At 72.5% G+C, this 25346-nt stretch carries 22 protein-coding genes and 1 pseudogene; 14 read left to right on the top strand and 9 right to left on the bottom strand.

What is annotated here, in order from left to right:
• Positions 1-19: 19 nt before the first annotated feature.
• From ACFWP3_RS05750 to ACFWP3_RS05740, 3 genes are all read left to right on the top strand, one after another.
• Positions 20-1285, top strand: coding sequence for an Ig-like domain-containing protein (locus tag ACFWP3_RS05750; protein WP_384216546.1), 1266 nt, complete (start codon positions 20-22; stop codon positions 1283-1285).
• A 110-nt stretch (positions 1286-1395) separates the two neighbouring features.
• The gene (locus tag ACFWP3_RS05745) at positions 1396-1608 is read left to right on the top strand and encodes a hypothetical protein (RefSeq protein WP_384216544.1); all 213 of its coding nucleotides are present in this window, start codon (positions 1396-1398) and stop codon (positions 1606-1608) included.
• A 13-nt stretch (positions 1609-1621) separates the two neighbouring features.
• Positions 1622-2599: a GNAT family N-acetyltransferase gene (locus ACFWP3_RS05740; RefSeq protein ID WP_384216542.1), complete on the top strand. Its 978-nt coding sequence runs from the start codon at positions 1622-1624 to the stop codon at positions 2597-2599.
• Here ACFWP3_RS05740 and ACFWP3_RS05735 read toward each other — a convergent pair.
• Positions 2589-3488 carry a helix-turn-helix transcriptional regulator gene (locus tag ACFWP3_RS05735; RefSeq protein WP_384216540.1) on the bottom strand — a complete coding sequence of 300 codons (900 nt, stop codon included), beginning with the start codon at positions 3486-3488 and terminating at the stop codon, positions 2589-2591. The two genes, ACFWP3_RS05740 and ACFWP3_RS05735, sit on opposite strands and share 11 nt — an antisense overlap.
• A 160-nt stretch (positions 3489-3648) precedes the next feature.
• Between ACFWP3_RS05735 and ACFWP3_RS05730 the strand changes: the two genes are divergently transcribed.
• Positions 3649-4707 (top strand): NAD(P)-dependent alcohol dehydrogenase, encoded by a 1059-nt coding sequence (locus ACFWP3_RS05730; protein ID WP_384216537.1) that lies wholly within the window; start codon positions 3649-3651, stop codon positions 4705-4707.
• On the opposite strand, the gene msrA is transcribed toward ACFWP3_RS05730, so the two are convergent.
• Both msrA and ACFWP3_RS05720 read right to left on the bottom strand, forming a co-directional pair.
• Complete coding sequence (msrA, locus tag ACFWP3_RS05725; protein ID WP_384216536.1) at positions 4674-5381, bottom strand: peptide-methionine (S)-S-oxide reductase MsrA; 708 nt, start codon at positions 5379-5381, stop codon at positions 4674-4676. The genes ACFWP3_RS05730 and msrA overlap by 34 nt on opposite strands.
• Positions 5382-5547: 166 nt before the next feature.
• Complete coding sequence (locus ACFWP3_RS05720; RefSeq protein ID WP_384216534.1) at positions 5548-6654, bottom strand: hypothetical protein; 1107 nt, start codon at positions 6652-6654, stop codon at positions 5548-5550.
• Between the two features lie 108 nt (positions 6655-6762).
• On the opposite strand from ACFWP3_RS05720, the gene ACFWP3_RS05715 reads away from it, so the two are divergent.
• Positions 6763-7920 carry a cystathionine gamma-synthase gene (locus ACFWP3_RS05715; protein WP_384216532.1) on the top strand — a complete coding sequence of 386 codons (1158 nt, stop codon included), beginning with the start codon at positions 6763-6765 and terminating at the stop codon, positions 7918-7920.
• 25 nt (positions 7921-7945) lie between these two features.
• Here the strand turns inward: ACFWP3_RS05715 and ACFWP3_RS05710 are convergent, their stop codons facing one another.
• Genes ACFWP3_RS05710 through ACFWP3_RS05700 form a run of 3 tightly spaced genes read right to left on the bottom strand, consistent with a single transcriptional unit; the run spans position 7946 to position 9167 of the window.
• Positions 7946-8200 carry a hypothetical protein gene (locus tag ACFWP3_RS05710; protein ID WP_384216530.1) on the bottom strand — a complete coding sequence of 85 codons (255 nt, stop codon included), beginning with the start codon at positions 8198-8200 and terminating at the stop codon, positions 7946-7948.
• Positions 8197-8604: a sigma factor-like helix-turn-helix DNA-binding protein gene (locus tag ACFWP3_RS05705; RefSeq protein WP_384216528.1), complete on the bottom strand. Its 408-nt coding sequence runs from the start codon at positions 8602-8604 to the stop codon at positions 8197-8199. The genes ACFWP3_RS05710 and ACFWP3_RS05705 overlap by 4 nt, the downstream gene beginning before the upstream one ends.
• Positions 8605-8645: 41 nt before the next feature.
• Positions 8646-9167: a MarR family winged helix-turn-helix transcriptional regulator gene (locus ACFWP3_RS05700; RefSeq protein ID WP_384216526.1), complete on the bottom strand. Its 522-nt coding sequence runs from the start codon at positions 9165-9167 to the stop codon at positions 8646-8648.
• 293 nt (positions 9168-9460) lie between these two features.
• On the opposite strand from ACFWP3_RS05700, the gene ilvA reads away from it, so the two are divergent.
• The 3 genes from ilvA to ACFWP3_RS05685 all read left to right on the top strand — a co-directional run bounded on the left by ilvA (position 9461) and on the right by ACFWP3_RS05685 (position 12745).
• A complete protein-coding gene (ilvA, locus tag ACFWP3_RS05695; protein ID WP_384216524.1) occupies positions 9461-10693 on the top strand; it encodes a threonine ammonia-lyase in 1233 nt (410 codons plus the stop codon).
• 157 nt (positions 10694-10850) lie between these two features.
• Positions 10851-11873 (top strand): ATP-binding cassette domain-containing protein, encoded by a 1023-nt coding sequence (locus ACFWP3_RS05690; RefSeq protein ID WP_384216522.1) that lies wholly within the window; start codon positions 10851-10853, stop codon positions 11871-11873.
• Positions 11870-12745 (top strand): ABC transporter permease, encoded by an 876-nt coding sequence (locus ACFWP3_RS05685; protein ID WP_384216520.1) that lies wholly within the window; start codon positions 11870-11872, stop codon positions 12743-12745. Before ACFWP3_RS05690 ends, ACFWP3_RS05685 begins: the two co-directional genes overlap by 4 nt.
• A gap of 93 nt (positions 12746-12838) precedes the next feature.
• Here ACFWP3_RS05685 and greA read toward each other — a convergent pair whose 3' ends face one another.
• Positions 12839-13336 (bottom strand): transcription elongation factor GreA, encoded by a 498-nt coding sequence (gene greA, locus ACFWP3_RS05680; RefSeq protein WP_069921688.1) that lies wholly within the window; start codon positions 13334-13336, stop codon positions 12839-12841.
• Between the two features lie 132 nt (positions 13337-13468).
• Positions 13469-13876 carry a DUF4307 domain-containing protein gene (locus tag ACFWP3_RS05675; protein WP_384216518.1) on the bottom strand — a complete coding sequence of 136 codons (408 nt, stop codon included), beginning with the start codon at positions 13874-13876 and terminating at the stop codon, positions 13469-13471.
• A gap of 198 nt (positions 13877-14074) precedes the next feature.
• On the opposite strand from ACFWP3_RS05675, the pseudogene ACFWP3_RS05670 reads away from it, so the two are divergent.
• The 3 genes and pseudogenes from ACFWP3_RS05670 to ACFWP3_RS05660 all read left to right on the top strand — a co-directional run bounded on the left by ACFWP3_RS05670 (position 14075) and on the right by ACFWP3_RS05660 (position 16326).
• Positions 14075-15151, top strand: a pseudogene (locus tag ACFWP3_RS05670) (RNA-guided endonuclease InsQ/TnpB family protein).
• A gap of 54 nt (positions 15152-15205) precedes the next feature.
• Positions 15206-16087: a mycothiol conjugate amidase Mca gene (mca, locus tag ACFWP3_RS05665; RefSeq protein WP_384216516.1), complete on the top strand. Its 882-nt coding sequence runs from the start codon at positions 15206-15208 to the stop codon at positions 16085-16087.
• A gap of 2 nt (positions 16088-16089) precedes the next feature.
• Positions 16090-16326, top strand: a complete 237-nt coding sequence (locus ACFWP3_RS05660; protein WP_384216514.1) for a hypothetical protein — start codon at positions 16090-16092, stop codon at positions 16324-16326.
• 78 nt (positions 16327-16404) lie between these two features.
• Here ACFWP3_RS05660 and ACFWP3_RS05655 read toward each other — a convergent pair whose 3' ends face one another.
• Positions 16405-19602, bottom strand: a complete 3198-nt coding sequence (locus tag ACFWP3_RS05655; protein WP_384216512.1) for a tetratricopeptide repeat protein — start codon at positions 19600-19602, stop codon at positions 16405-16407.
• A gap of 287 nt (positions 19603-19889) precedes the next feature.
• Here ACFWP3_RS05655 and ACFWP3_RS05650 point away from each other — a divergent pair, with 287 nt between their 5' ends.
• From ACFWP3_RS05650 to ACFWP3_RS05640, 3 genes are all read left to right on the top strand, one after another.
• Complete coding sequence (locus tag ACFWP3_RS05650) at positions 19890-21944, top strand: thioredoxin domain-containing protein (protein WP_384216510.1); 2055 nt, start codon at positions 19890-19892, stop codon at positions 21942-21944.
• A gap of 286 nt (positions 21945-22230) precedes the next feature.
• On the top strand, positions 22231-23511 hold the full coding sequence (locus tag ACFWP3_RS05645) for a glycosyltransferase (protein WP_384216508.1): 1281 nt from the start codon (positions 22231-22233) through the stop codon (positions 23509-23511).
• Positions 23508-25343 (top strand): ArnT family glycosyltransferase, encoded by a 1836-nt coding sequence (locus tag ACFWP3_RS05640; protein WP_384216507.1) that lies wholly within the window; start codon positions 23508-23510, stop codon positions 25341-25343. The genes ACFWP3_RS05645 and ACFWP3_RS05640 overlap by 4 nt, the downstream gene beginning before the upstream one ends.
• Positions 25344-25346 lie beyond the last annotated feature (3 nt).

Here is a 25346-nt window from a genome sequence, read left to right as displayed (position 1 = left end):
CTCGGGGTTTCCGGCAACGATGGAGTGGCGTGTGAGGACGGACAGCAAGCGGCGGAGAAGGTCCCTGGTGGCCGTATCCGCCGTGCTCGGCGGTGTACTGATGCTCTCGGCGTGCAACGGCGGGGGTGACAAGCCGAACGCGAGCGAGAGCAGCAAATCGCAGGCGGACGTCGACGCGGCGGCGGCCAAGGACACCTCCAAGGCCCGAATAGCCATCACGCCCAAGGACGGCGCCACCAACGTCGGCCTGAACGACTCGGCCAACGTGACCGTCAGCGACGGCACGCTCACCCAGGTCGAGCTGAAGACCGCCGAGGGCGCGGCCGTGGCCGGCAAGATCGCCGCGGACGGCAAGAGCTGGAAGCCGGACGCCGCCCTCAAGCGCTCCACCAAGTACGCCCTGTCGGCGACCGCGAAGGACGCCGACGGCCGCGAGGCGCACGAGAACGCCTCCTTCACCACCGTCTCCCCGGAGAACAGCTTCATCGGCTCGTTCGTCCCGGACGAGGGCCAGACGGTCGGCGTGGGCATGCCGGTCTCGATCACCTTCAACAAGCCGATCAAGGACAAGAAGGCCGTCCAGGCGGCCATCTCCGTCTCCTCCAGCAGCAACCAGGAGGTCGTCGGCCACTGGTTCGGCTCGCAGCGGCTGGACTTCCGCCCCGAGCAGTACTGGCAGGCGAACTCCACCGTCACGCTGAAGCTGGCGCTGGAGGGCGTGCAGGGCGCGCCCGGCATCCAGGGCGTCCAGAGCAAGACCGTCACCTTCAAGATCGGCCGCAGCCAGGTCTCCACGGTCGACACGAAGACGAAGAAGATGACGGTCACCCGGGACGGCGCGGTCCTCAAGACCATCCCGATCTCGGCGGGCTCCCCGGAGAACCCGACGTACAACGGCCAGATGGTGATCTCCGAGAAGTTCAAGGAGACCCGGATGAACGGCGCCACCGTCGGCTTCACGGACGACGACGGCAAGGGCGAGTACGACATCAAGGACGTCCCGCACGCGATGCGGCTGTCCACCTCGGGCACCTTCATCCACGGCAACTACTGGGGACCGGACTCGGTCTTCGGCAGCGCCAACACCAGCCACGGCTGCGTCGGTCTGAACGACGTGAAGGGCGCGGGCGACCCGAACCAGCAGGCCGCCTGGTTCTACGACAACACGCTCATCGGCGACGTGGTCACCGTGGTCAACTCCCCGGACAAGACCATCGCCCCGGACAACGGCCTCAACGGCTGGAACATGAACTGGTCGGAGTGGAAGGCGGGCGCCGCCGTCTGACGGCACGTCCGACTCCCCTCCCTCCGAGGGCGCGCAGTACATCCGGCGGACGGCCGGGAACCGCAACGGTTCCCGGCCGTCCGCCTTTTCATGCGACTCTCAGCGGCCCCTTGTCCCAGGCCCCGCCGGAGGGGGGCGCCACCGCGGCCCGGCCCCGCTTCCGGTTCGACGCCGAGGGCGAGGGCGAAGCCCTCGTCAACGGCCTGATCGGCGGCGCCCTCGGCATCGGCCTGGGCCTCGGCGCCGCCTCCGAGGGTGGCGACGATCAGACGCGGCCGGGTGACGGTGACCGAAAACGCCTGACCACAGGCCCTGGAGTCTGACTAGGGTCGGGGGATGGAGATCCAAGCCCTGCCCGTGCCCCCGACCAACACCCAGGTGGACGGCTGGTGGGCGGTCCTGGTCGCCGCCTCGGCCGCCGACCTGCCCCAGCTGCCCGCGCCCACCCGGCTGGAGGTCGCCGGGCGGCTGTGCGTGGCGCCCGCCCGCGGCCGGGCCGCGCTCTGGGCGGCGGACGGGGGACAGGGCGTGGCGGGCCTGCTGCTGTTCACCGACGAGGCCAACCGCCACACCGCGTTCCTGGACGTGCTGACGGTACGTCCGGACGCCCGCCGGCAGGGCGTCGGCACCGCCCTGTGGGAGCGGGTCCGCGAGGAACTGCTCGCGCAGGGACGGACCTCGGTCGGCACGATCGCGGACCTGGGAGGTCCGGGGCAGGCGTTCGCGGAATCGCTCGGCTTCGAGAACGTCCTGCCCATGGCCTGGTACACGCAGGACGTGCCGCCCGGACCAGCCGGCCCGGGCCCCGGGCAGAGCGCGGTCCCGGCCACGCCCGGGTACGAACTGCGCTCCTGGCACGGCCTGGTGCACGACGACTGGGCGGACGCGGTGGCCAGGGCCCACGGGGCGATGGAGGACGCGCCGATGGGGGACGTGGACGAGAAGATCGAGTCCTGGACGGCCGAGCGGCTGCACGCGGCGCACCGGCTGATCCTGGACCGGGGCGGCGAGCTGACCACGGTCGCCGCCGTCACCGCCGCCGGCGAGGTGGCCGCGTACACGGAGCTGGTGCTGCCGGACCCCGGCGGCGCCCGCGCCCTCCAGTACGACACGGTCGTCGTACCCGCGCACCGGGGGCACGGCCTCGGACGCGCGGTGAAGCTGCGCATGCGGGAGCTGGCCGCGCGGCGCTACCCCGCGCTGCGGCAGATCGCCACGACCGTCGCGGACGAGAACACGCCGATGCGCACGGTGAACGAGGCCCTGGGCTACCGCCGCGAACGAGCCGCCGCCTACTACCAGCTCAAGCTGTAGCGGCGGGGTCCCGGTCCGCCCCGGCCCCGGCCCCGGCCTCCTCGGACGGGGCGGACCACGACGACAGCAGGCGCAGCGCGTCCTCGGACGGGGAGCCCGGCGCCGCGTGGAAGGTGACCAGGAACTGCGCCGGATCGTCCGGCAGCGCCAGCCTCTCGAAGTACAGGTCCAGTTCGCCCACCAGCGGATGCCGCAGCCGCTTCAGCCCGTGCGTCTTGTCCGCCACCGTGTGCGCCGCCCACAGCCGCCGGAACTCCTCGTTCTTCACCGAGAGCTCCCCGACCAGCACCGACAACTGCTCGTCGTCCGGGTGCTGGCCCGCGTACATCCGCAGGTTGCTCACCACCTCGCAGGCCCGGCACTCCCACTCCGCGTACAGCTCGGCCGTCGCCGGGTCCAGGAACACCAGGCGCACGAGGTTGCGCTCCGCCACGGGCAGCGCCCCGAAGTCCCCGAACACGGCGGCCGCGAGCCGGTTCCAGGCGAGCACGTCCTGCCGCCGGCCCACCAGGTACGCCGGTACGCCGTGCATCGCGTCCATCAGCGTCCGCAGCTCCGGCCGGACCTGCTGCGGACGGTGGCTCTGGCGGCGCCGGCGCGCCCGCGGCCGGGCCAGATGGGTCAGGTGGGCGCGCTCCGTGCCGTCCAGCCGCAGCGCCTGCGCGAGGGCGTCCAGGACCTCCGCGGACACGTTGTGCCCGCTGCCCTGCTCCAGGCGCGTGTAGTACGCGACCGACACCCCCGCCAGCAGCGCCAGTTCCTCGCGGCGCAGGCCCGGGACGCGCCGGTGGCGTCCGTAGTCGGGCAGGCCCACGTCCCCGGGGCGCAGCCGGGCCCGGCGGCTGCGGAGGAACTCGCCGAGCTCGGCACGCTGATCACGCTGGTCCATACCGTCAGTATCACCGGACGGCCCGGCACGGCGCGGCGCTGTTCCTGACCCCGCCAGGGGTAGGTCCGCCAGTCCTAGGCAGGGCAGGGGGCTGGGTGGACGGGGCCCGGCGGGGCAGGCTGGCACGCACCGACCAGCACCACCGCCGAGGAGCCCCCACATGTCCGTGTCCGTCCCCGCAACCCGGGTCGCCGCCTACGCCGCCCCGGCTCCCAAGGCCCCGCTGGAGCGCACCACCGTCCCGCGCCGCCCCGTCGGCGAGCACGACGTCCTGATCGACATCAAGTACGCCGGCATCTGCCACTCCGACATCCACCAGGTCCGTGACGGCTGGCGCGAGGGCATCTACCCGATGGTCCCCGGGCACGAGATCGCCGGGGTCGTCGCCGAAGTCGGGCCGGGCGTCACCAGGTTCGCGGTCGGGGACCGGGTGGGCGTTGGTGTCTTCGTCGACTCCTGCCGTGCGTGCGCATACTGCCTGCGCGGGGACGAGCACTTCTGCACCGAGGGCAGCACGGGCACGTACAACGCGCTCGACCGGAACGGAGAGCCCACGTACGGCGGTTACTCCACCCGCATCGTCGTCGACGAGAACTACACCGTCCGCATCCCCGACGGCCTCGCCCTGGACACCGCCGCGCCGCTGCTGTGCGCGGGCATCACCCTGTACTCGCCGCTCCGCCACTGGCAGGCGGGCCCCGGCAAGAAGGTCGCCGTCGTCGGCCTGGGCGGCCTCGGGCACATGGGCGTGAAGATCGCGGCGGCCCTGGGGGCGGAGGTCACGGTCCTGTCCCGGTCCCTGAGCAAGCGGGAGGACGCACTGAAGCTGGGCGCCGCCCACTACTACGCCACCGACGACGAGACCACCTTCGAGAAGCTGGCCGGCACCTTCGACCTGATCCTGTCCACGGTGTCCGCGCCGCTCGGCCTGGACGCCTACCTCGCCCTGCTGAAGGTCGACGGCGCCCTGGTGAATGTCGGAGCCCCGGAGGAGCCGGTCGCGCTCAACCTCTTCTCCGTCATCGACGGCCGCAAGACCCTCGCCGGCTCGATGATCGGCGGAATCGCCGAAACCCAGGAGATGCTCGACTTCTGCGCCGCGCACGGCCTGGGCTCGGAGATCGAGCTGATCCGCGCGGAGCAGGTCAACGAGGCGTACGAACGCGTACTGGCGAGCGACGTCCGCTACCGCTTCGTGATCGACACCGCGACGATCTGACCGGCGACGATTGCGCGCGCGGGGGCCACGCCGATCGGGCAGCTGACGCCCGTGCCGCCGATGCCGCAGTACCCGCCGGGGTTCTTGTCGAGGTACTGCTGGTGGTAGGCCTCCGCCGGCCAGAACGGGCGCTCCGCCGCCGGGAGGACCGCCGTGGTGATCTGACCGTGGCCCGAGGCGGTCAGCACCTGCTGGTAGGCCTCGCGGGAGGCTTCCGCCGCCTGCTGGTGGGCGGGGGAGTGGGTGTAGACCGCCGAGCGGTACTGGGTGCCGATGTCGCCGCCCTGGCGGAAGCCCTGGGTCGGGTCGTGGGACTCCCAGAACAGCTTGAGGAGCGTGGCGTACGAGACCTGTGCCGGGTCGAAGACCACGCGGACGACCTCCGTGTGGCCGGTCTGGCCCGAGCAGACCTCCTCGTAGGTCGGGTTCTCGGTGAAGCCGCCCTGGTAGCCGGCCAGGGTGGTCCAGACCCCCGGGGTCTGCCAGAACTTGCGCTCCGCGCCCCAGAAACAGCCCAGCCCGAAGTCGGCGACCTCGAGGCCCTCGGGGTAGGGGCCGGCCAGCGGATTGCCCAGCACGGTGTGCTTCTCGGGCAGGTCGAACAGAGGCTGCGAACGGCCCTTCAGGGCCTCCTCGCGGGTGGGGAGCTCGGGCGTGCGGCGGTACGAGAACATGGATTCCCTCCTTGTATGCATGACAACGGGGACGGGCGGGTCCGGATTCCCGGCCCGGCCGTCCCGGCCCGCACGTTCCCGTTTCGTAAGATTCCGTGAACTTTCGAGGTCCCGGCGCCCCGCGCCGAAGCCGGTCCGCCCCGCGCCCCGCCCGCCCCGCGCCCCGTCAGTGCGGCAGCGTCGCCGGGGAGCCGCCGTTCGCCTCGTAGCCCGCCACCGCCAGCGCCCGGTACACCGCGTACTGCGCCGCCGGGTCCTCCGAGGCCGACCACGGCAGGGCCCCCACGTAGCCGTCCACGTGCCGGACCTGCTCCATCGCCTCCGCCCAGCGCTCCATGTTGACCAGGAACAGCAGCAGCAGGTGCCGTACGTGCGCCAGCATCGGGTCGTCCTGGCGTGCCGTGTGGACCGCGTACAGCGCGCCCTCCACCGCCCGCGTCACGACCGCGCTCTGGTAGAAGCTCCCGATCAGGACCACGTCCGGCAGGTTCTCGTACACCGCGAACAGCGGCAGCGCCGCCAGCAGCGAGCCCTGCGGGGCGCGGGCCGCGGCCGCGTGCGAGAAGGCGTCCGCGTGCTCCCGCGAGCCGTGCCACTTCCCGCACCAGTAGTGCAGGGCCGCCAGGTGCGCGCCCATGTGCGCCGGAGCCCGGTCCATGACCTTCGCCCACAGCACGTCGAACTCCGCCTCCGAGTAGGCGAGCCCCCGCGCGATCGCCAGCTCCGTGATGTACGGCACCGGGTCGCCCGGCGACAGCAGCGCCGCCTTGCGGCAGGCCTCCCGCGCCTCCTCCAGGATGATCCGGTGGTCATCCGAGCCGACCCCGCCCGAGCTCCGCCAGGCCTGCTGCACCAGCAGTTCCGCGTGCACCTGCGCGCCGCCCGCGTCCTTCTCCGCCTCCAGCCGCCACGCCTTCAGCCACTGCGCGCCCACCCCGGGCTGCTGTACCAGCTCCAGCGCCGCCGCCCCGCCGAAGGCCTGCACGCGCTGCCAGCGCTGCTCGCCGTCCTTCGGGGTCCCGGCGAGCAGCTGCGAGGCCGCCTGCCAGCGGCCGGTGCCGCGGACGTTGTCCAGGGCGTCCATCAGGTCCTGGTCCGGCCCGGGGATCCGGATGTCGAGATCCTCCTGCCGGTCGAATCCGTAGTTCGCGGGGTCGGCGGCGTCCGGGCTGCCCGGGGCGACCAGCCGGATACCGCCGCGCTTGCGCCGTATGTACGGACTGATGACGAACACGATCATGAGGATCGCGAACAGGAACAACAGAATCTCCATGCCTCAAGCGAACCAGACCGAGGGGCCCGCAGGCCAATGGCCGTCCGCGGGCGGTCCGCGGCCCGGCCGGGAGAGCGACGATCCCCAAGCGGGGCTTAGGCTCTGCCCATGAGCGACGACAGCCACGAGCACCAGAGCTTCGAGACCCGCGCGATCCACGCGGGCAACACGGCGGACCCGCTGACCGGCGCGGTCGTACCGCCGATCTACCAGGTATCCACCTACAAGCAGGACGGCGTCGGGGGCCTGCGCGGCGGCTACGAGTACAGCCGCAGCGCCAACCCGACCCGCACCGCGCTCGAGGAGAACCTCGCGGCGCTGGAGGGCGGCCGGCGCGGGCTCGCCTTCGCGTCCGGGCTCGCCGCCGAGGACTGCCTGCTGCGGACGATGCTCTCCCCGGGCGACCACGTGGTCATCCCCAACGACGCCTACGGCGGCACCTTCCGCCTCTTCGCGAAGGTCGTCTCCCGCTGGGGCGTGGAGTGGTCGGTGGCCGACACCTCCGACGCGGACGCCGTGCGCGCCGCCATCACCCCCAAGACCAAGCTCATCTGGGTCGAGACCCCGTCCAACCCGCTGCTCGGCATCACCGACATCGCCGTGATCGCCGACATCGCGCGCACGTCCGGCGCCCGGCTGGTCGTGGACAACACCTTCGCCTCCCCCTACCTCCAGCAGCCCCTCGCGCTCGGCGCGGACGTGGTCCTGCACTCGCTGACCAAGTACATGGGCGGCCACTCCGACGTGGTCGGCGGCGCGCTCGTCACCGCCGACGCGGCGCTGGGCGAGGAGCTGGCCTACCACCAGAACGCCATGGGCGCGGTCGCAGGGCCGTTCGACTCGTGGATCGTGCTGCGCGGCATCAAGACCCTGGCCGTGCGCATGGACCGGCACGCGGAGAACGCGGCCAAGGTCGCCGAGATGCTCACCCGCCACCCCAAGGTCACCCAGGTCCTCTACCCGGGCCTGCCCGAGCACCCGGGCCACGACATCGCCGCCAAGCAGATGCGCAACTTCGGCGGGATGATCTCCTTCCGGGTCGCCGGCGGCGAGGAGGCGGCGGTCGAGGTCTGCAACCGCGCGAAGCTGTTCACGCTGGGCGAGTCCCTCGGCGGCGTCGAGTCCCTGATCGAGCACCCGGGCCGCATGACGCACGCGTCCGTGGTCGGCTCGGCCCTCGAGGTCCCGGCGGACCTGGTCCGCCTGTCGGTGGGCATCGAGAACGCCGACGACCTGCTCGCGGACCTGGTTCAGGCCCTGGGCTGACCGCCGTTCCCCTGGAGGGCCGGGCTCACCAGCCCTCCAGGGGCGGTGAGACGTCCGCGGGCGGCGTGGCCCACGGCTGCGTCAGCACGGCCCAGACCGTGAAGGCCACCGCCGCCGCGAAGAGCAGCGCCCAGCCGAACCCGCGGAGCGTCCGGCGGCGGCGCAGCAGGCGGTCGCCGCGGGCCGCCGCGCCGGCCGCCAGACCCGCCGGGACCACCGGGTACGGGCCCTCCATCAGCTGCCTGACCCGGGCTTCCTTCCGGTCCGGGAACCCGCTCACCGCAGCTCCGCCACGGCCCGGTTGCACAGCACCCGCACCCGCTCGGGCGGCAGCCCCAGCTGCGCCGCCGTGACCTCCTCCGCGAGTCCCTCGTAGATCCGCAGCACGAGGACGAGCCGCTCCAGCGGGCTCAGCCGGGCCAGCACCCCGTGGCCGCCCTGGTGGCGGCGGCCGGTGCGGGCGAAGGCGGCGCACAGCTCCTGGCGGGTGAAGTCGTACGGATCGTCGCCGCGCAGCCGCTCCCAGTTCGCGTACGTACGGGCCAGCGCCCCCGCCAGCAGCCGGCGCGCGGCCTCCGGCTCACCGGTCAGCAGGATCGCGACGTGCAGCAGCCGCCCCGCCGCACCCGCGACGAAGGCCTGGAACTCCGTGTAGGAGCCCGCCCGTTGGTCAACCGCCCGCATGCCTCACATAGTGCGGGCAGCGGGTCCGTCCCGGTCAAGGGTCAGGACGCCGGGCCCGCGTCGGCGACGGCCGCCATCAGATCCGACAGCGACAGGTTGAAGCGGGTCAGCAGCTTCGTGAAGGACTCGCGCTCCTGCTCGCTCCACTCCTCCGTCACGCGCGCCATCAGCTCGCGCCGCGAGGAGCGCACCTCCTCCAGCCGCGCCAGCCCCCGCGGGGACAGCGCGAGCACCACGGCCCGCCCGTCCTCGGGGTGCGAGGTCCGCTTGACCAGGCCGCTGTCGACCAGCGGCGCGACCTGCCGGGTCACGGTGGAGGAGTCGATGCCCATGCCGCCGGCGAGCGCCTTGACGCCCATCGGCCCCTCCAGGTCGAGCCGGTTCAGCAGCAGGTACGCGGCCCGGTCCATGGAGTTGCGGGCCTGGCCGACACCGCCCAGGCGGGTCTGCTCGGCGCGCCGCGCGAAGACCGCCACCTGGTGCTGGAGCGCGTCGAGGAGACCGGCTCCGGCCGGCGCTTCGCCCGCCAAGGGCAGATCGGAATTGGCCGGGGATGAAGGCATGGCCGTGGGCTCTCTTCGCATGGGTCCGACAAGGATGGGGGACAGCGTACGCGGCCGTGCGGCGGCTCGTACGGCTCGTACGAGAACTGGTACGGCCGGTCCGCGAGGCCGCTCCGGGGCCGTCCCGGATGGCGTGATTTCGCCCCTCTCGCACCCCTCGCGCCCCGCTCGCGCAGCCTTCGCGCACCCCGCGCGCACCCCTCGCGCACCGCCGGCGCATCCCTCCCGCCCCTCCCGGGGCGTCCCGTCCGCCGCACCGAGCCCGCCCGCGCGCGTGCTGCGAGACTGGCGGCATGAACTACCGCGTGCCCGAGCCCGTCCCGCAGGTCATCCTCGACGACGTCCGGGGGGCTCAGAAGATGCTCTCCGGGGTGTCCCGGGTGACCGCGATGGAAGGCAGCCGGCACCTCTCCTCGCTCACCGGCTCCCCGGTCCACCTCAAGTGCGAGAACCTCCAGCGCACCGGCTCCTTCAAGCTGCGCGGGGCGTACGTGCGCATCGCCGGCCTGCGCCCCGAGCAGCGGGCCGCCGGCGTCGTCGCGGCCAGCGCCGGCAACCACGCCCAGGGCGTGGCGCTGGCCTCCTCCCTCCTCGGGGTCCGCTCCACGGTGTTCATGCCCCTCGGCGCGCCGCTGCCCAAGGTCGCCGCGACCCAGGAGTACGGCGCCGAGGTGCGCATGCACGGGCACGTCGTCGACGAGACCCTGGCCGCCGCCCAGGAGTACGCGGACCGCACCGGGGCGGTGTTCATCCACCCCTTCGACCACCGCGACATCATCGCGGGCCAGGGCACGGTGGGCCTGGAGATCCTCGAGCAGTGCCCCGAGGTGCGCACGATCCTCGTCGGCATCGGCGGCGGCGGCCTCGCCGCCGGTGTCGCGGTCGCCGTGAAGGCGCTGCGCCCCGACGTGAAGGTGATCGGGGTGCAGGCGGCGGGCGCGGCCGCCTACCCGCCCTCGCTGAAGATCGGGCACCCGGTGTCCATCGACAACCCGAACACGATGGCGGACGGCATCAAGGTCGGCCGTCCCGGCGACGTCCCCTTCAAAATCATCGGCGAACTCCTCGACGACGTGCGTACGGTGTCCGAGGACGCGCTCTCCAGTGCCCTGCTGCTGTGCCTGGAGCGGGCCAAGCTGGTGGTCGAGCCGGCCGGGTGCAGCCCGGTCGCCGCGCTGCTGAGCGAGCCCGAACGGTACGGCGGGGGCCCGGTGGTGGCCGTCCTGTCGGGCGGGAACGTCGACCCGCTGCTGCTCCAGCGGATCCTGCGCCACGGCATGGCGGCGGCGGGCCGGTACCTGTCGCTGCGGCTGCGCGTGGCGGACCGGCCGGGGGCCCTGGCCGGGCTCCTGGGGGTGTTGTCAGTGGTGGATGCGAACGTACTCGACGTGAGCCATGTACGGACCGACCCGCGGCTCGGGCTCACGGAGGTGGAGGTGGAGCTGCACCTGGAGACGAAGGGCCCGGAGCACTGCGCGGAGGTCGCGCGTTCGCTGCACAGCGCGGGGTACAAGGTCATGAGCTGAGGCTGGCGGCTCGCGATATAACGCGATAATGTGCGCCGGGTGGCGGGGAGGGCGGAGCCGTGTCCCCGTTGGGCCGGGCGAGGGATGTCCGGCGCCCATAAGCTTTGCCTGCGAATGACCGGATTTCAGCTGGCCGATTCACACTGGGAGAATCCATATGCCAGGCGCGATCTATGCCGAAGGCCTGGTCAAGACCTTCGGCGACGTACGGGCTCTGGACGGCGTGGACCTCGATGTTCCCGAGGGCACCGTCCTGGGTCTGCTCGGCCCCAACGGCGCGGGCAAGACCACGACCGTACGCGTCCTCACCACCCTGCTCCGCCCCGACAGCGGCAAGGCCGTCGTCGCCGGCATAGACGTACTCAAACACCCCAACGAGGTCCGCCGCGCCATAGGCCTGTCCGGCCAGTTCGCCGCCGTCGACGAATACCTCACCGGCCGCGAGAACCTCCAGATGGTCGGCCAGCTCTACCAGATGAAGGCCAAGGCCGCGAAGGCCCGGGCCGACGAACTCCTCGAGCGCTTCAACCTCTCCGACGCCGCCGACCGCACCGCCAAGACCTACTCCGGCGGCATGCGCAGGCGCCTCGACCTCGCGGCCGCCCTCGTCGTCAGCCCGCCCGTGATGTTCATGGACGAGCCGACCACCGGCCTCGACCCCCGCAACCGCCAGCAGCTGTGGGGCATCATCCAGGAACTCGTCGCCGGCGGCACCACCCTGCTGCTCACCACCCAGTACCTGGAGGAGGCCGACCACCTCGCCCACGACATCTGCGTGGTCGACCACGGCAAGGTCATCGCGCGCGGCACCTCCGACCAGCTCAAGGCCCGTACGGGCGGCGAGCGCGTGGAGGTCGTCGTCCACGAACGGGACCACATCACCACCGCCCGCGAGGTCCTCGCCGGCTTCGGCAAGGGCGAGACCACCGTCGAGGAGCACACCCGCAAGCTCACCGTGCCCGTGTCGGGCGGCGCCAAGCTGCTCGCCGAGGTCATCCGCGAGCTGGACGGCCGGGGCATCGAGATCGACGACATCGGGCTGCGCCGCCCGACCCTCGACGACGTCTTCATCTCCCTGACCGGCCACGCGGCCGACCGGAACACCGAAGAGAACGGCGACGGCGAACCGGTCGCCGACGCCAAGGGCCGCAAGGCGCCGCGGAAGGAGAAGGCGAAGTGACCATCACCTCCCCGACCCCGGGCTCCTCCCCGGTCCAGAACCTGGCCGCGCCCCGCCCGCGCGGCGGCGTGGTCCAGGGCGTCAACGACTCCCTCGTGATCGCCAAGCGCAACCTGATCCGCATGTCCCGGATCCCCGAGATGATCATCTTCGGTGTGATCCAGCCGGTCATGTTCGTCGTGCTCTTCAGCTACGTCTTCGGCGGCTCCATCAGCGTCGGCGGAAGCACCTCGCCTGCCGACTACCGCGAGTTCCTGATGGCCGGCATCTTCGCCCAGACCGTCACCTTCGCCACCGCCGGAGCGGGCGCGGGCATCGCGGACGACATGCACAAGGGCCTGATCGACCGGTTCCGCTCGCTGCCCATGGCCCGCGGCGCGGTCCTGACCGGCCGGACGCTCGCCGACCTCGTCCAGACCGCGCTGACCATCGTGGTCCTCGCGATCGTGGCCCTGATCGTCGGCTGGCGCACCCACACGAGCTTCGGCGAGGTGCTCGCCGGCTTCGCGCTGCTGCTCCTGCTCGGCTACGCCTTCTCCTGGATCGGCGCCCTGATCGGCCTGTCGGTGCGCACCCCGGAGGCGGCCACCTCGGGCGGGCTGATCTGGCTCTTCCCGCTGACGTTCATCTCGAACGCCTTCGTCCCCTCCGACAACATGCCGACGTTCCTGCGGCACATCGCGGAGTGGAACCCCTTCAGCGCCACCGTCCAGGCGGCCCGCGAGCTCTTCGGCAACCTCCCGGCGGGGTACGAGGCCCCGGACGCCTGGCCGATGCAGAACCCGGTCCTGGCGTCCGTCCTCTGGTCGCTGCTGATCATCGTGGTCTTCCGGACCCTGGCGGTCCGCAAGTACCGCTCGGCGACCGCGTAGGCCGTACCGCCCGTACCGGTACCCGTACCCGTACGCACCGATGCCCGGCCGGGGAGACCCGGCCGGGCATCGGCGTGTGAAGAGGGTGGGTGATCAGCCGGTGAAGGGCTTGACGTCAAGGATCTTGACGGAGGCCTTCTTGCCGTTCGGCAGCTCGTACTCGGCGTCCTCGCCGATCGCCTTGCCCAGCACACCGCTGCCGAGCGGGGACTGGGGCGAGTACGTCTCGAAGTCCGAGGACGCGTACTCGCGCGAGGCCAGCAGGAACTCCATGGTGTCGTCCTCGTCGCCATCGAAGGCGATCTTGACGAGCGTGCCGGGGGCCACCACGCCCTCGGCCGCGGGCGCGGTTCCGACCTTGGCGTTCTCCAGGAGCTGCGTCAGCTGGCGGACGCGGAGCTCCTGCTTGCCCTGCTCTTCCTTCGCCGCGTGGTAACCGCCGTTCTCGCGCAGGTCGCCCTCCTCGCGGGCGGCTGCGATCTTCGTGGCGATCTCCGTGCGTGCGGGACCAGAGAGGTAGTCCAGCTCTGCCTTCAGCTGGTCGTACGCCGCCTGGGTCAGCCAGGTGACGCTTTCGCTCGTCTGGGTCACGGGTGCTCCTCGTCGGTACAGGGGACTACTAGGCCGCCAGCGGCGGACGAAACCACGAGCCTAACAATTCGGGAAGAAAAGGGGGAGGACCCGCGAGTCCGATCGCCCGCCGACCGAGGTCGGGACCGTGCCTCAGCGGGCCGCCGGCTGGCAGCCGACCAGCTCGATCATCGTCGCGCGGCTGGTCGTCTTCAGCGAGACCATTTCGTCCACGCGCGCTTCGGCCTGCGGGAACGTGAAGTCCGCCCGGCCCACCTCGCCGTGCTCCTTGTCCTGCGAGCTGAGCGTGCACACCCCGGTGACCGAGGACTCCTTGCGGACCTCCAGGTGCACCTTCACCTCGTTGTCCGAGACGACCTGGAACTTGATCACCTCGGCGCTGACGCTCTGCCCGGCGATGTAGTCCCAGCCGATCCACCCGACCACACCGAGCAGCAGGGCCCCCATCACTGCCCCCACGACCTTGAGCTTCCGATCCGCACGCTCGTCCGCCGACCGGCCGTAACGGCCCTCGGGCAGCCCTTCGCGCACCGCGCTCATCGATCGTTCCTTTCCGTGGGGGCCGACGCCTGTCGGCTCCGGCCCGGTCACCTGGTAACAGGAGCATGTCACGCCCCCCGGCCCGACAAGAAGCCACCCTTCCCATCCGCCACGGACCCCCCGTGCAGTCGGTCACTCGTTCGGGTGCGGTGTCGCAGTTCCGTGGAGAGCGGCGCCCTGCCGCTCTAGGTTCGTGGCATGACGGCATCGCAGGAGGTGGGGGAAGGCGGGAGTGCCCGGTACACCTTCCGCTTGCGTGTGGCGTCGGGCGCCCGTTCGGCCCTGCTCCGTGAGTGGGACCGGTGTCGGTGGGTGTGGAACCAGTGCGTCGCGACGGCCCGGGCGGCGCACCTGGCGGGGGAGAAATGCGGGCCCGCCGGTCTCGACAGGCTGCTGACGGCGTGGCGAAGGGGCTCGCCGGTCCGACGCTGAATTACACCCGGCGCGGGTTCCGGCTCAGGGACGGGCGCCTGCAGTTGGCGGGAGGCATTTCGCTGACCGTGGTGTGGTCGCGGGAACTGCCCGCCGATCCCTCGAGCGTGCGCGTCTACCGCGACAGCCTTGGGCACTGGTACGCGTCCTTCGTCGTCCACGTCCACGTGCAACCGCTCCCAGCGAGGGGCGCCGCCGTCGGTATCGACTGGGGCGTCAAGGAGACTGCGACCACGACCAGCGACGACCACGACCTTCCGCATCCCGAGCACGGCAGGAACGCCGCTCGGAAGCTGGGCGGGTATCAGAGGATGATGGCGCGGCGGAAGCCGGCGCGTGGCCGGGCCGCCTCGAAGGGCTACCGGAGGGCGAAACGGCAGGCCGCGAAGGTGCACAAGAAGATCGCTCGACAGCGGCAGGACACCGCGCGCAAGTGGGCCAAGCGCGTCGTCACGGACTTCGACCGTCTGGCCGTCGAGGACTTCCGGCCCCGGTCCTCGCCAGGTCCGCCATGTCACGCAAGGCGGCCGACGCGGCGATCTCGGCCACGAAGCGTGAGCTGATCAACATGGCGCGCAAGCACGGCCGTGACCTGCGGCTCGTGCATCCCCGCACACCACCATGGACTGCGGACGGTGCGGAGCGAGAGCCAAGCACGCACTCCCCTTGTCCGAACGTACGTACACCTGCACGGCGTGCGGAGCCGTTTCCCCGAGGGACAAGAACTCCGCCCGCGTCATGCTGGTCCGGGCTGGTCTCGCCCCGGCTGATGCTGATCGTGGAAGACCCGGCGGGCCGCCGGGCTGCGTGAGTCAGGAATCCCCCGCGTCATCCGATTGCTGAGGGAGGAGTCAATATAGAAGCCGACTGTCACGCCGAATTGCAGAGGATCCCGTCTTGACCGAGCAGCTTCGACTGATGGCCGTCCACGCCCACCCCGACGACGAGTCGAGCAAGGGCGCGGCCACCATGGCCAAGTACGTGTCCGAGGGGGTGCCCGTGCTGGTCGTGACCTGCACCGGAGGCGAGCGCGGGTCCGTGCTGAACCCCAAGCTCCAGGGTGACAAGTACATCGAGGAGAACATCCACGAGGTGCGGCGCAAGGAGATGGACGAGGCGCGCGAGATCCTCGGCGTCGAGCAGGAGTGGCTCGGATACGTCGACTCCGGCCTGCCCGAGGGCGACCCGCTGCCGCCGCTGCCCGAGGGCTGCTTCGCACTCGCGGACGTGCACGAGGCGGCCGGCGAGCTGGTGAAGAAGATCCGCGCCTTCAAGCCGCAGGTCGTCACCACGTACGACGAGAACGGCGGCTACCCGCACCCCGACCACATCATGACCCACAAGATCTCGATGGTCGCCTTCGACGGTGCGGCCGACACCGAGAAGTACCCGGAGGCCGAGTTCGGCCCTGCGTACCAGCCGCAGAAGCTGTACTACAACCAGGGCTTCAACAAGCCGCGCACCGTCGCCCTGCACGAGGCGCTGCTCTCGCGCGGCATGGAGTCCCCGTACGGGGAGTGGCTGGAGCGGTGGAAGGAGTTCGAGCGCACCGAGCGCACGCTGACCACCCACGTGCCCTGCGCCGACTTCTTCGAGATCCGTGACAAGGCGCTGATCGCCCACGCCACGCAGATCGACCCGGACGGCGGCTGGTTCCGCGTCCCGATGGACGTCCAGAGGGAGGTCTGGCCCACCGAGGAGTACGAGCTCGCGAAGTCGCTCGTCGACACTTCCCTCCCCGAGTCCGACCTCTTCGCGGGCATCCGGGAGAATGCGTAGCTATGAGCGCTACGCAGGCAGCACTGACCCAGCTCCTCCCGCTGGCGGGTGACACCTTCGACAAGAACAAGGTGACGCCCGGCATCCTGGGCTTCCTCGTCTTCGCGGCCCTCGCCGTCGGCGTGTGGGCCCTGATGAAGTCGATGAACCGGCACATGGGACGGGTGGACTTCCAGGAGGCACCGGAGGCCGGGGCCGCCGCCACCTCCACCGGCACCGCCAAGGACCGAACCTCCTAGGCGCCGCGGCCCGGCCGCCGAAGACCGCTGTGGACCGCCGTACCGCCCCGGACCGGGCGGGGCGGCGGTCTCCGCGCGTCACGCCGGCGGCAGCGGGACGCCCATGATCTCCCGCGAGTGGAGGTTCGGCACCAGGCCCAGCCGCCACGCCTGCCAGCCCTCCGCCGGGTCCACGCCGCGGCCCAGGATCACCGCGTACGTCTCCAGGCAGTCCTCCAGCCGCCCGTCGCGCGCCGGATGCGGAGCCCCGGCCAGCCGGTCCAGCTCGGACCGCGCCTCCTCCGGAGCGCCCGGCACCGCCGGGGCCGCGGAGCCGGTGTACGGGAGCATCGTGCAGCGCAGGAACCGCGCCCAGTCCTCCCCGCGCCGGTCCCCGTACGAGATGAACAGCCGCACCGCCTCCTCGCACAGGCCCAGCGCCTGCGACACCCTGGCGTTGCCCGCGTCCACCACGGCCAGCTCCAGGCAGGTCCACGCCTCGCCGTGGGCCAGCCCGATCCGCCGGAAGTCCGCCCGCGCGTCCACCAGCAGCTGCCGTGCGAAGCCCGAGTTCTTCAGGTTGCCCGTCTGCGCCGCCCGCTGGTCGCGCGTCACCCGGCCCGAGTGGTGCCGCGCGTGCGCCAGCCCGTACACGTCCCGCATCCGCGAGAACATCGTCCGGGCCCGCTCCAGCTCCCGCACCGCCTGATCGCGCTCCCCGCCCTCCTCCAGCGCCTGCCCGAGGTAGTACAGCGTCCACGCCTCGCCGCGGGCGTCCTCCGCCTCCCGGTGCCGGACCAGCGCGTCGCGCAGCCGCTCCAGGGCCGGCCCCGGGTCCCCGTCCACCACCCGGGCGCGGCCCAGCTGCGTCAGCGCCCAGGCCTGGCCGCGGTCGTCGCGCGTGCGCCCGTACAGGTCGAGGGCGCGCCGCAGCTCCGCCTCCGCCCGTTTCACGTCGCCCAGCCGCAGGAAGACCTGGCCCAGCTGGAAGTGCGCCCACGCCTCGCCGTGCACGCTCTCGTTCTCCCGGTGCAGCTCCAGCGACCGCTCCAGCAGCGCCATCGCCTCCGCGAGGTGCGCCCGGTCGCGCTCCACGGCCGCCAGCGCGTGCAGGCCCCACGCGCGGTCGCCCGCCAGCTCCGGCGGCTCCTGGAGCACCAGCGCCTCCCGGATGCGGGCCGCGGCCTCCGGCAGGTTGCCCTGGTGGTGCAGGGTGATGCCCAGCGAGATCAGGGCCATGCCCGCCCCCGCCTCCTGGTGGGCCTCCATGTACTGGTCCACCACCGAGGTCAGCGTGGTGCGGGCCTTGTCCAGCTCGCCCAGCTGCCGCGCCGCGATACCGGTGCGCCACTGCACCGACCGCACCAGCCGCCCCTGCCGGCCGGCCTCCACGGCCTGGGTGAGCTCGTTGATCTCGCCGAGCCGGTACAGGTCCCCGCGCAGCAGGCAGAAGTCGCACAGCGCGCCCAGCAGGTCCAGTACCGCCTGCTGGTCCACGCCCTCCGAGTGCCGCAGCGCGGCCGTGATGAAGCTGGACTCGTCGTCCAGCCAGCGCAGGGCCGCGTCCAGCGAGGTGAAGCCGTGCACGCCGAACTGGTGGGCGCGCGTGGACATCTTCCCGTCGACCATCCGGATCACCGAGTCCGCCAGTTGCGCGTACGCGCGGATCAGCCGCTCGTGCGCGGCCGCCGCCTCCGCCCGGTCCTCCTCCGCCGCCAGCCGCTCCGCCGCGTACGCGCGCACCGCGTCGTGCATCCGGAACCGCTGGCCCCGGACCCGTTCGATCAGCCCCGCCTCGTACAGCTCCTCCAGCGCGCGCAGCGCCGCCTGCTCGGGTACGTCGGCCAGCGCGGCCGCGGCCGCGCCGCCGAGCGAGGCCCGCCCGGCCAGCGGCAGCCGCAGCAGCAGCAGCCGGGCCGGCGCGTCGAGGCGGGCGTCGGCGGCCCGCAGGGCCAGCTCCACCGGGTCGCCGGGGCCGGCGGCGGGCACCCGGCCCTCGCGGGCGAGCGGGATCAGCATCCGCAGGGCCAGCGGGAGTCCGCCGCCGCGTTCCACCACCGCGGCCGCGTCCGTGTCCACGGGCGGGGCTGCGGCCCGTACCAGCTCGACGGCATCGGCCCCGGCCAGCGGTTCCACCGGCAGCTGGTGCACCCAGGCCGCCAGGTCCGCGGGCAGCTCCAGCGGCTCCCGCGCCGTCACGAGCACCAGGCTGTCCGACCGCTCCGGCACCAGCGTCCGGACCTGCGCCGCGTCGACGGCGTCGTCGAGCACCACGGTCACGGGCAGGCCCTGGAGGTGCTGGTGGTAGAGCTCGCCCAGTCTGCGCACCTGCTGCTCCGCCGAGGCCCCGTCGCGGAAGAGCAGCTGCTCGCGCGGGGCGCCCAGCCGGTTCAGCAGGTGCAGCAGCGCCTCCCGCGTCGACAGCGGTGCCCCGCCGCCCGGCGAGCCGCCCCGCAGGTCCACCATGCAGGCGCCGCGGAACTGGTCCCGCAGCCCGTGCGCCGCCCGCAGGGCCAGCGCTGTGCGGCCCGCGCCCGGCCGGCCGTGCAGCACGACCACGACCGGGCGGGTCTCGGTGCTGGCGCGGGCCGCCTGCACCCACTGGGCGATCCGTGTGAGCTCTGCCTTGCGGCCGGCGAAGGGGTCCGACGGCCGGGGAAGCTGCCCGAAGGACTGCTCCAGGGCGCTGCGCCGCCGGGCCTCCGCGCTGCGGTCCGTGCCGCGCAGCTGCGGGGCGGCGCGGGGCGGGGTACGGGGGGCCCGCGCGGCCGCGGTCACCGCGCGCTGCTGCTCCAGGAAGGGCCGTATGCCGCGCACCTCCAGCGCCGACAGCCATTGCAGCCTCAGCTGCTCGGGGCCGCCCGGACGGCCGCGTTCCCCGGCCCGCCGGTTCGCCGCGGGCAGGTGCAGGGCCGTCACCTTGGCCACGGTCGCGACCGCCCCCGCGACGCCCGTCACCGCTCCCACGGTCAGTGCCGTACCGGCGGCGACGCCCAGCGCGAGGTCCGCTCCGACGGCCGCGGCTCCCGCAACCGCCGCGACGAGTAACGCCGTTGAGGTGCTGCCCTGCCGGAAGGCTTCGCCGAGCGACTGGTCCCCGGCCGCCGCCTCGTCCAGGGCCCGTACGTACGCCTCGTACTCCGGAGCAGCGCTCGCGGCGAGCGCGTCCAGCGCCTCCCGGGCCCGGGCCAGCAGCGCCGCCCGGTCCAGCGGCGCACCCGCCGCCGCCCGCCGCGCCTCCTCCTCCACAGCCCGCTCCAACAGCCGCTCGGCCTCACTGCGATGGCTGTCCCGCATCGGCTTCCCCCTCGGAGAGCTCCGGCAACGTGCCACAAGTGTCCGTCGGGACGCCCGCGAGCGCGAGGGAATCTGAGCTAGTTCAGAGGGAGTTGGCAGCCCGTGCACATGCCGTGACCATGCGCTGCCGGAGCCGCGCCGGCTGCGGCGGCCGCCTCCCGGCCCGGGCCCGGCGGTCCGCCCGCCGCGCCGGTCCGGCCCTCCGGAGCCGTGTCCGCGACACCCGGTCCCACGACCTGGCCCCGCTCCTTCGGCGCTGATCTGATCTCTTGCGGCAGGATGTCCCCATGCCGAACCGCCTCGAGAACGAGACCTCGCCGTATCTGCTCCAGCACGCAGACAACCCCGTGGACTGGTGGCCGTGGTCGCCGGAGGCGTTCGCGCAGGCGCGGGAGCGGGGGGTGCCCGTCATGCTCAGCGTCGGCTACTCCAGCTGCCACTGGTGCCATGTGATGGCCCACGAGTCCTTCGAGGACGAGCTGGCCGCCGCCTACATGAACGAGCACTTCGTCAACATCAAGGTGGACCGCGAGGAGCGCCCCGACGTCGACGCCGTCTACATGGAGGCCGTGCAGGCCGCCACCGGGCAGGGCGGCTGGCCGATGACCGTGTTCCTGACCCCGGACGCCGAGCCCTTCTACTTCGGCACCTACTTCCCGCCCGAGCCCCGGCACGGCATGCCCTCCTTCATGCAGGTCCTCGAAGGGGTGCGGACCGCGTGGGTGGGCCGGCCCGAGGAGGTGGCCGAGGTCGCGCAGCGGATCGTACGGGACCTGGCCGGGCGGGAGTTGGACTACGGGAAGGCCGGCACGCCCGGGCCCGAGGAGCTCACCCAGGCGCTGCTCGGGCTGACGCGCGAGTACGACGCGACGCGCGGCGGATTCGGCGGGGCCCCGAAGTTCCCGCCGTCCATGGTGCTGGAGTTCCTGCTGCGCAACCACGCCCGCACCGGGTCCGAGGGCGCGCTGCAGATGGCCGCCGACACCTGTGAGGCGATGGCCCGGGGCGGGATCTACGACCAGCTCGGCGGCGGGTTCGCCCGGTACTCCGTGGACCGGGAGTGGGTCGTCCCGCACTTCGAGAAGATGCTGTACGACAACGCGCTGCTGTGCCGGGTGTACGCGCACCTGTGGCGGGCCACCGGCTCCGACCTCGCGCGGCGGGTCGCGCTGGAGACGGCCGACTTCATGGTCCGGGAGCTGCGCACCGACCAGGGCGGCTTCGCCTCCGCGCTGGACGCCGACAGCGAGGATCCGGCGAGCGGCCGGCACGTGGAGGGGGCGTACTACGCCTGGACCCCCGACGAGCTGCGGGAGGTGCTCGGCGAGGACGACGGGAACCTGGCCGCCGGGTACTTCGGGGTGACGGAGGAGGGCACGTTCGAGCACGGGAAGTCCGTGCTCCAGCTGCCCCAGGACGGTCCTGCGGCCGACGCCGAGCGGATCGCGTCGATCCGCGCGAGGCTGTTCGCGGCCCGGCAGTCGCGGCCCGCGCCCGGGCGGGACGACAAGGTCGTCGCCGCCTGGAACGGGCTCGCCGTCGCCGCCCTCGCCGAGTGCGGGGCCTTCTTCGAGCGGCCCGACCTGGTCGAGCGGGCCACCGAGGCCGCCGATCTGCTGGTGCGCGTGCACATGGACGGCCGGGCCCGGCTGGCGCGGACCAGCAGGGACGGCCAGGTGGGCGCCAACGCGGGCGTGCTGGAGGACTACGGCGACGTGGCCGAGGGGTTCCTCGCGCTGGCGTCGGTGACGGGGGAGGGGGTCTGGCTGGAGTTCGCCGGGTTCCTCGTCGACCTGGTGCTGGACCGGTTCACCGCCGAGGACGGCTCGCTGTACGACACCGCGCACGACGCGGAGAAGCTGATCCGCCGCCCGCAGGACCCGACCGACACGGCCGCGCCGTCCGGCTGGACCGCGGCCGCCGGCGCCCTGCTCTCGTACGCCGCGCACACCGGTTCGGAGGCCCACCGCACGGCGGCCGAGCGGGCGCTCGGGGTGGTACACGCGCTTGGGCCGCGCGCCCCGCGCTTCATCGGGCACGGACTGGCGGTCGCCGAGGCGCTGCTGGACGGGCCGCGGGAGGTGGCGGTCGTCGGGCACCCGGACGATCCGGCGCGGGCGGCGCTGCACCGGACGGCGTTGCTGGGGACGGCTCCTGGTGCGGTGGTGGCGACGGGCCTGCCGCTCGCGGAGGACGGCAGTGGCGGGGAGTTCCCCCTGCTGGCCGAGCGCACACTCGTGCACGACCGTCCGACGGCGTATGTGTGTCGACATTTCGTCTGCGCGCGGCCTACGACGGATCCGGTCGAGTTGGCAGAGCAGTTGGGTACGGTTCGCCCCTGAAGTGCCCGGAGTGCCGTCAATTCCGGTTACCGATATGTCGATGAAGGAACCGGCTTTTTAGCTGTGCTGCGCCTGAGTGTCATGTTCGCTGTCTAATCTCGTGTCGTTCGAGAGTCACGTTTCGCGAGTCACCGTTCCGAGAGACATCGTTCCGGGAGACACCGAGATGGCGCACTGGGGGGTGCGCGCAGGGGGAAGCGGAGGCGGCGGGCCGGGGGGCCCGCCGTGAGCCTCCGGGGGGTTTCACGATCGCCGCCGGGGGTTGCGGCATGTCCGGGGGGATAATTTGTTCACCTCTGTGTTTATTTCTGTGATTTCGTTGGCACTCTTCGGGATTGCCGCCTTCACGCTCTGGTGGCAGATGCACGCCTGGCGGACGCCGGAAGTGCTCGCCTCCACCCGCTTCGACCGCCCCGACGGCGGCGGCGCGCTGGCCTTCTCCCTGCTGCTGCCCGCCCGCCACGAGCAGGCGGTGCTGGAGCACACCATCGACCGGCTCCTCGAATCGAGCCACACCGACTACGAGATCATCGTGATCGTCGGCCACGACGACCCCGAGACCGCCGCCGTCGCCGACCGCGCCGCCGCGAGGGAGCCGGCCCGGGTACGGGTCGTCGTCGACCACCACGAGACCAAGAACAAGCCCAAGGCCCTCAACACCGCCCTCCCCACCTGCCGGGGCGACATCGTCGGGGTCTTCGACGCCGAGGACCAGGTCCACCCCGAGCTGCTCGCCCACGTCGACCACGCCTTCCGCTCCACCGGCGCGGACGTGGTCCAGGGCGGGGTCCAGCTCATCAACTTCCACTCCAGCTGGTACAGCCTGCGCAACTGCCTGGAGTACTTCTTCTGGTTCCGCTCCCGCCTGCACCTGCACGCCGAGAAGGGCTTCATCCCGCTCGGCGGCAACACCGTCTTCGTCCGCACCGAGGTGCTCCGCGAGGCCGGCGGCTGGGACCAGGACTGCCTCGCCGAGGACTGCGACCTGGGCGTACGGCTGTCCTCGGTCGGCAAGAAGGTGGTCGTCGCGTACGACTCCGACATGGTCACCCGGGAGGAGACGCCCGGCTCCCTGGTGAGCCTGCTCAAGCAGCGCACCCGCTGGAACCAGGGCTTCCTCCAGGTGTACCGGAAGAAGGACTGGCAGCAGCTGCCCGGCCGCGGCCAGCGCTGGCTCGCCCGCTACACGCTGATGACCCCGTTCATGCAGGCCGCCTCCGGGGTGATCATCCCGCTTAACTTCGCCGTCGCGGTCTTCCTCGACGTACCGGTCGGCATCGCGATCATCACCTTCCTCCCCATGCTCACGGCGATGGTGACGTTCGTCTTCGAGATCGTCGGCCTGCACGACTTCGGCCGGCAGTACGGACTGCGCGTCCGCTTCGTGCACTACGTCAAGCTCGTCGTCGGCGGCCCGTTCTACCAGGTGATGCTGGCGGGCGCGGCGATCCGCGCGGTCTGGCGCGAGCAGCGCGGCCGCAACGAGTGGGAACTGACCAGCCACACCGGCGCCCACCTCACCGGCGCGCCGGCCGCCACAGCGATCCGAGAGGACAGCCGCCAGTGACCGCCACCCTGCCCACGGCCACTGATCCCCAGCCGGGCGCCATCGCGAACACGACCGCGACCGCCACCGCGACCGCCACTGCGACCGCGACCGCCACCGCCCAGGCCGCTGCCACCGCCACCTCCACCGCGACCGCTCCCCGCGGCCCCGTCCAGGGCGGCGCCCCCGGCGTCCGGCCGCCCGCGCCGCCCGTCCAGCCCGTGCGCCCGCTGGTGCGCTTCCGCTCCTCCCGCCCGGACCTGCTGCTGTGCGGGGCCCTGCTGCTCGTGATCGTCCTCGTACAGGGCTGGAACATCACCCACTTCCCGACCCTCAGCGACGACGAGGGCACCTACCTCGCCCAGGCGTGGGCCGTCCAGCAGGGCGACGGCCTCGCCCACTACACGTACTGGTACGACCACCCGCCCCTGGGCTGGATCCAGATCGCGGGACTCACCTGGCTGCCCTCGCTCTTCGTACCCGAATCGATGACGGTCGCCTCGATGCGGTTCGCGATGCTCGCCGTCTCCGCCGCCAGCGCCGTGCTCATCTACGTGCTCGCGCGCCGGCTGTGGCTGCCGCGCTGGGCGGCCGCACTGGCCATGGCCCTGTTCGGGCTCTCGCCGCTCTCGGTCGTCCTCCAGCGGGAGATCTTCCTCGACAACCTCGCGGTGATGTGGATCCTGCTGGCCTTCTGCCTGGCCGCGTCACCCAGCCGCCACCTGTGGCACCACTTCGGGTCGGGGCTCGCGGCCGCCACCGCCGTCCTGACCAAGGAGACGATGCTGGTGGTGCTCCCGGCGCTGCTGGTGACGATGTGGCGCCACAGCCACCGCGACACCCGCAAGTTCGCCGTCACCGGAGCCATCACCGCCTGCGCGCTCATCGGCCTGGCCTACCCGCTGTTCGCCCTGCTCAACGGCGAGCTGCTGCCCGGCTCCGGGCACGTCTCCCTCATCGACGGCATCACCTACCAGATGGGCCGCGAAGGATCCGGATTCATCCTCGACCCCGGTTCCGGCTCGAACGGCGTCCTGCGGTCCTGGCTCTACTACGACACCGTCCTGCCGCTCGGCGGACTCTCCGGCGCCGTCCTGCTGCTGGCCACCCTGCGATGGTCCGTGACCGCCCGCGCGCTGGCCGGCCCCGCGCTCGCCGCCGTCATCCTCGCCCTCGTCGCGATGCGGCCCTCCGGCTACCTCCCGGCGATGTACGTGATCCAGGCGCTGCCCTTCCTCGCCCTCGTCCTGGCCGGGGGCGCGGCCAGTGTCACGCACGCCGTGCTGCGCCGCCGCCGCTCGCCGGGCGAGCGCAGGCAACTGGTGTACGCGCGCTGGGCGATGATCGGCGTACTGGCCGCGGCGGCCGCCGTGTACGTGCTGCCGCGCTGGTACGAGGGCAACCGCACGGCGCTCACCGTCGACGCGAACGGCCCCTACCGGCAGGCCGCGGCCTGGCTCGGCAGCGAGGTCGAGGACCCGGCGCGCACCCGGGTGCTGCTGGACGACGCGCTGTGGCTGGACGCCGTGCACCACGGCTTCGAGCCGGGGCTCGGCGCCATCTGGTTCTACAAGGCGGACCTCGACCCGGCCGTCACCAAGACCCTGCCGCGCGGCTGGCGGGACATCGACTACGTGGTCTCCTCGCCCACCGTGCGCCGTGACGCGGTGGACCTGCCGAACGTGAAGGCCGCGCTGGAGCATTCGACGGTGGTCGCCGTCTTCGGCTCGGGCGAGGACCGCATCGAGATCCGCCGCACCGACCGGCCCGCCCCCGGCGACCTCGCCGCCCCCGGCGTCCCCGCCGCCCCCGGCGACCCCGCCGGTCCCGCCGACCGCCAGAGTGGGAGCTGAGCC

Source organism: Streptomyces sp. NPDC058525 (genome assembly GCF_042719495.1).
Lineage (GTDB): Bacteria > Actinomycetota > Actinomycetes > Streptomycetales > Streptomycetaceae > Streptomyces.
This window is presented reverse-complemented; position numbering and strand designations above follow the sequence as displayed.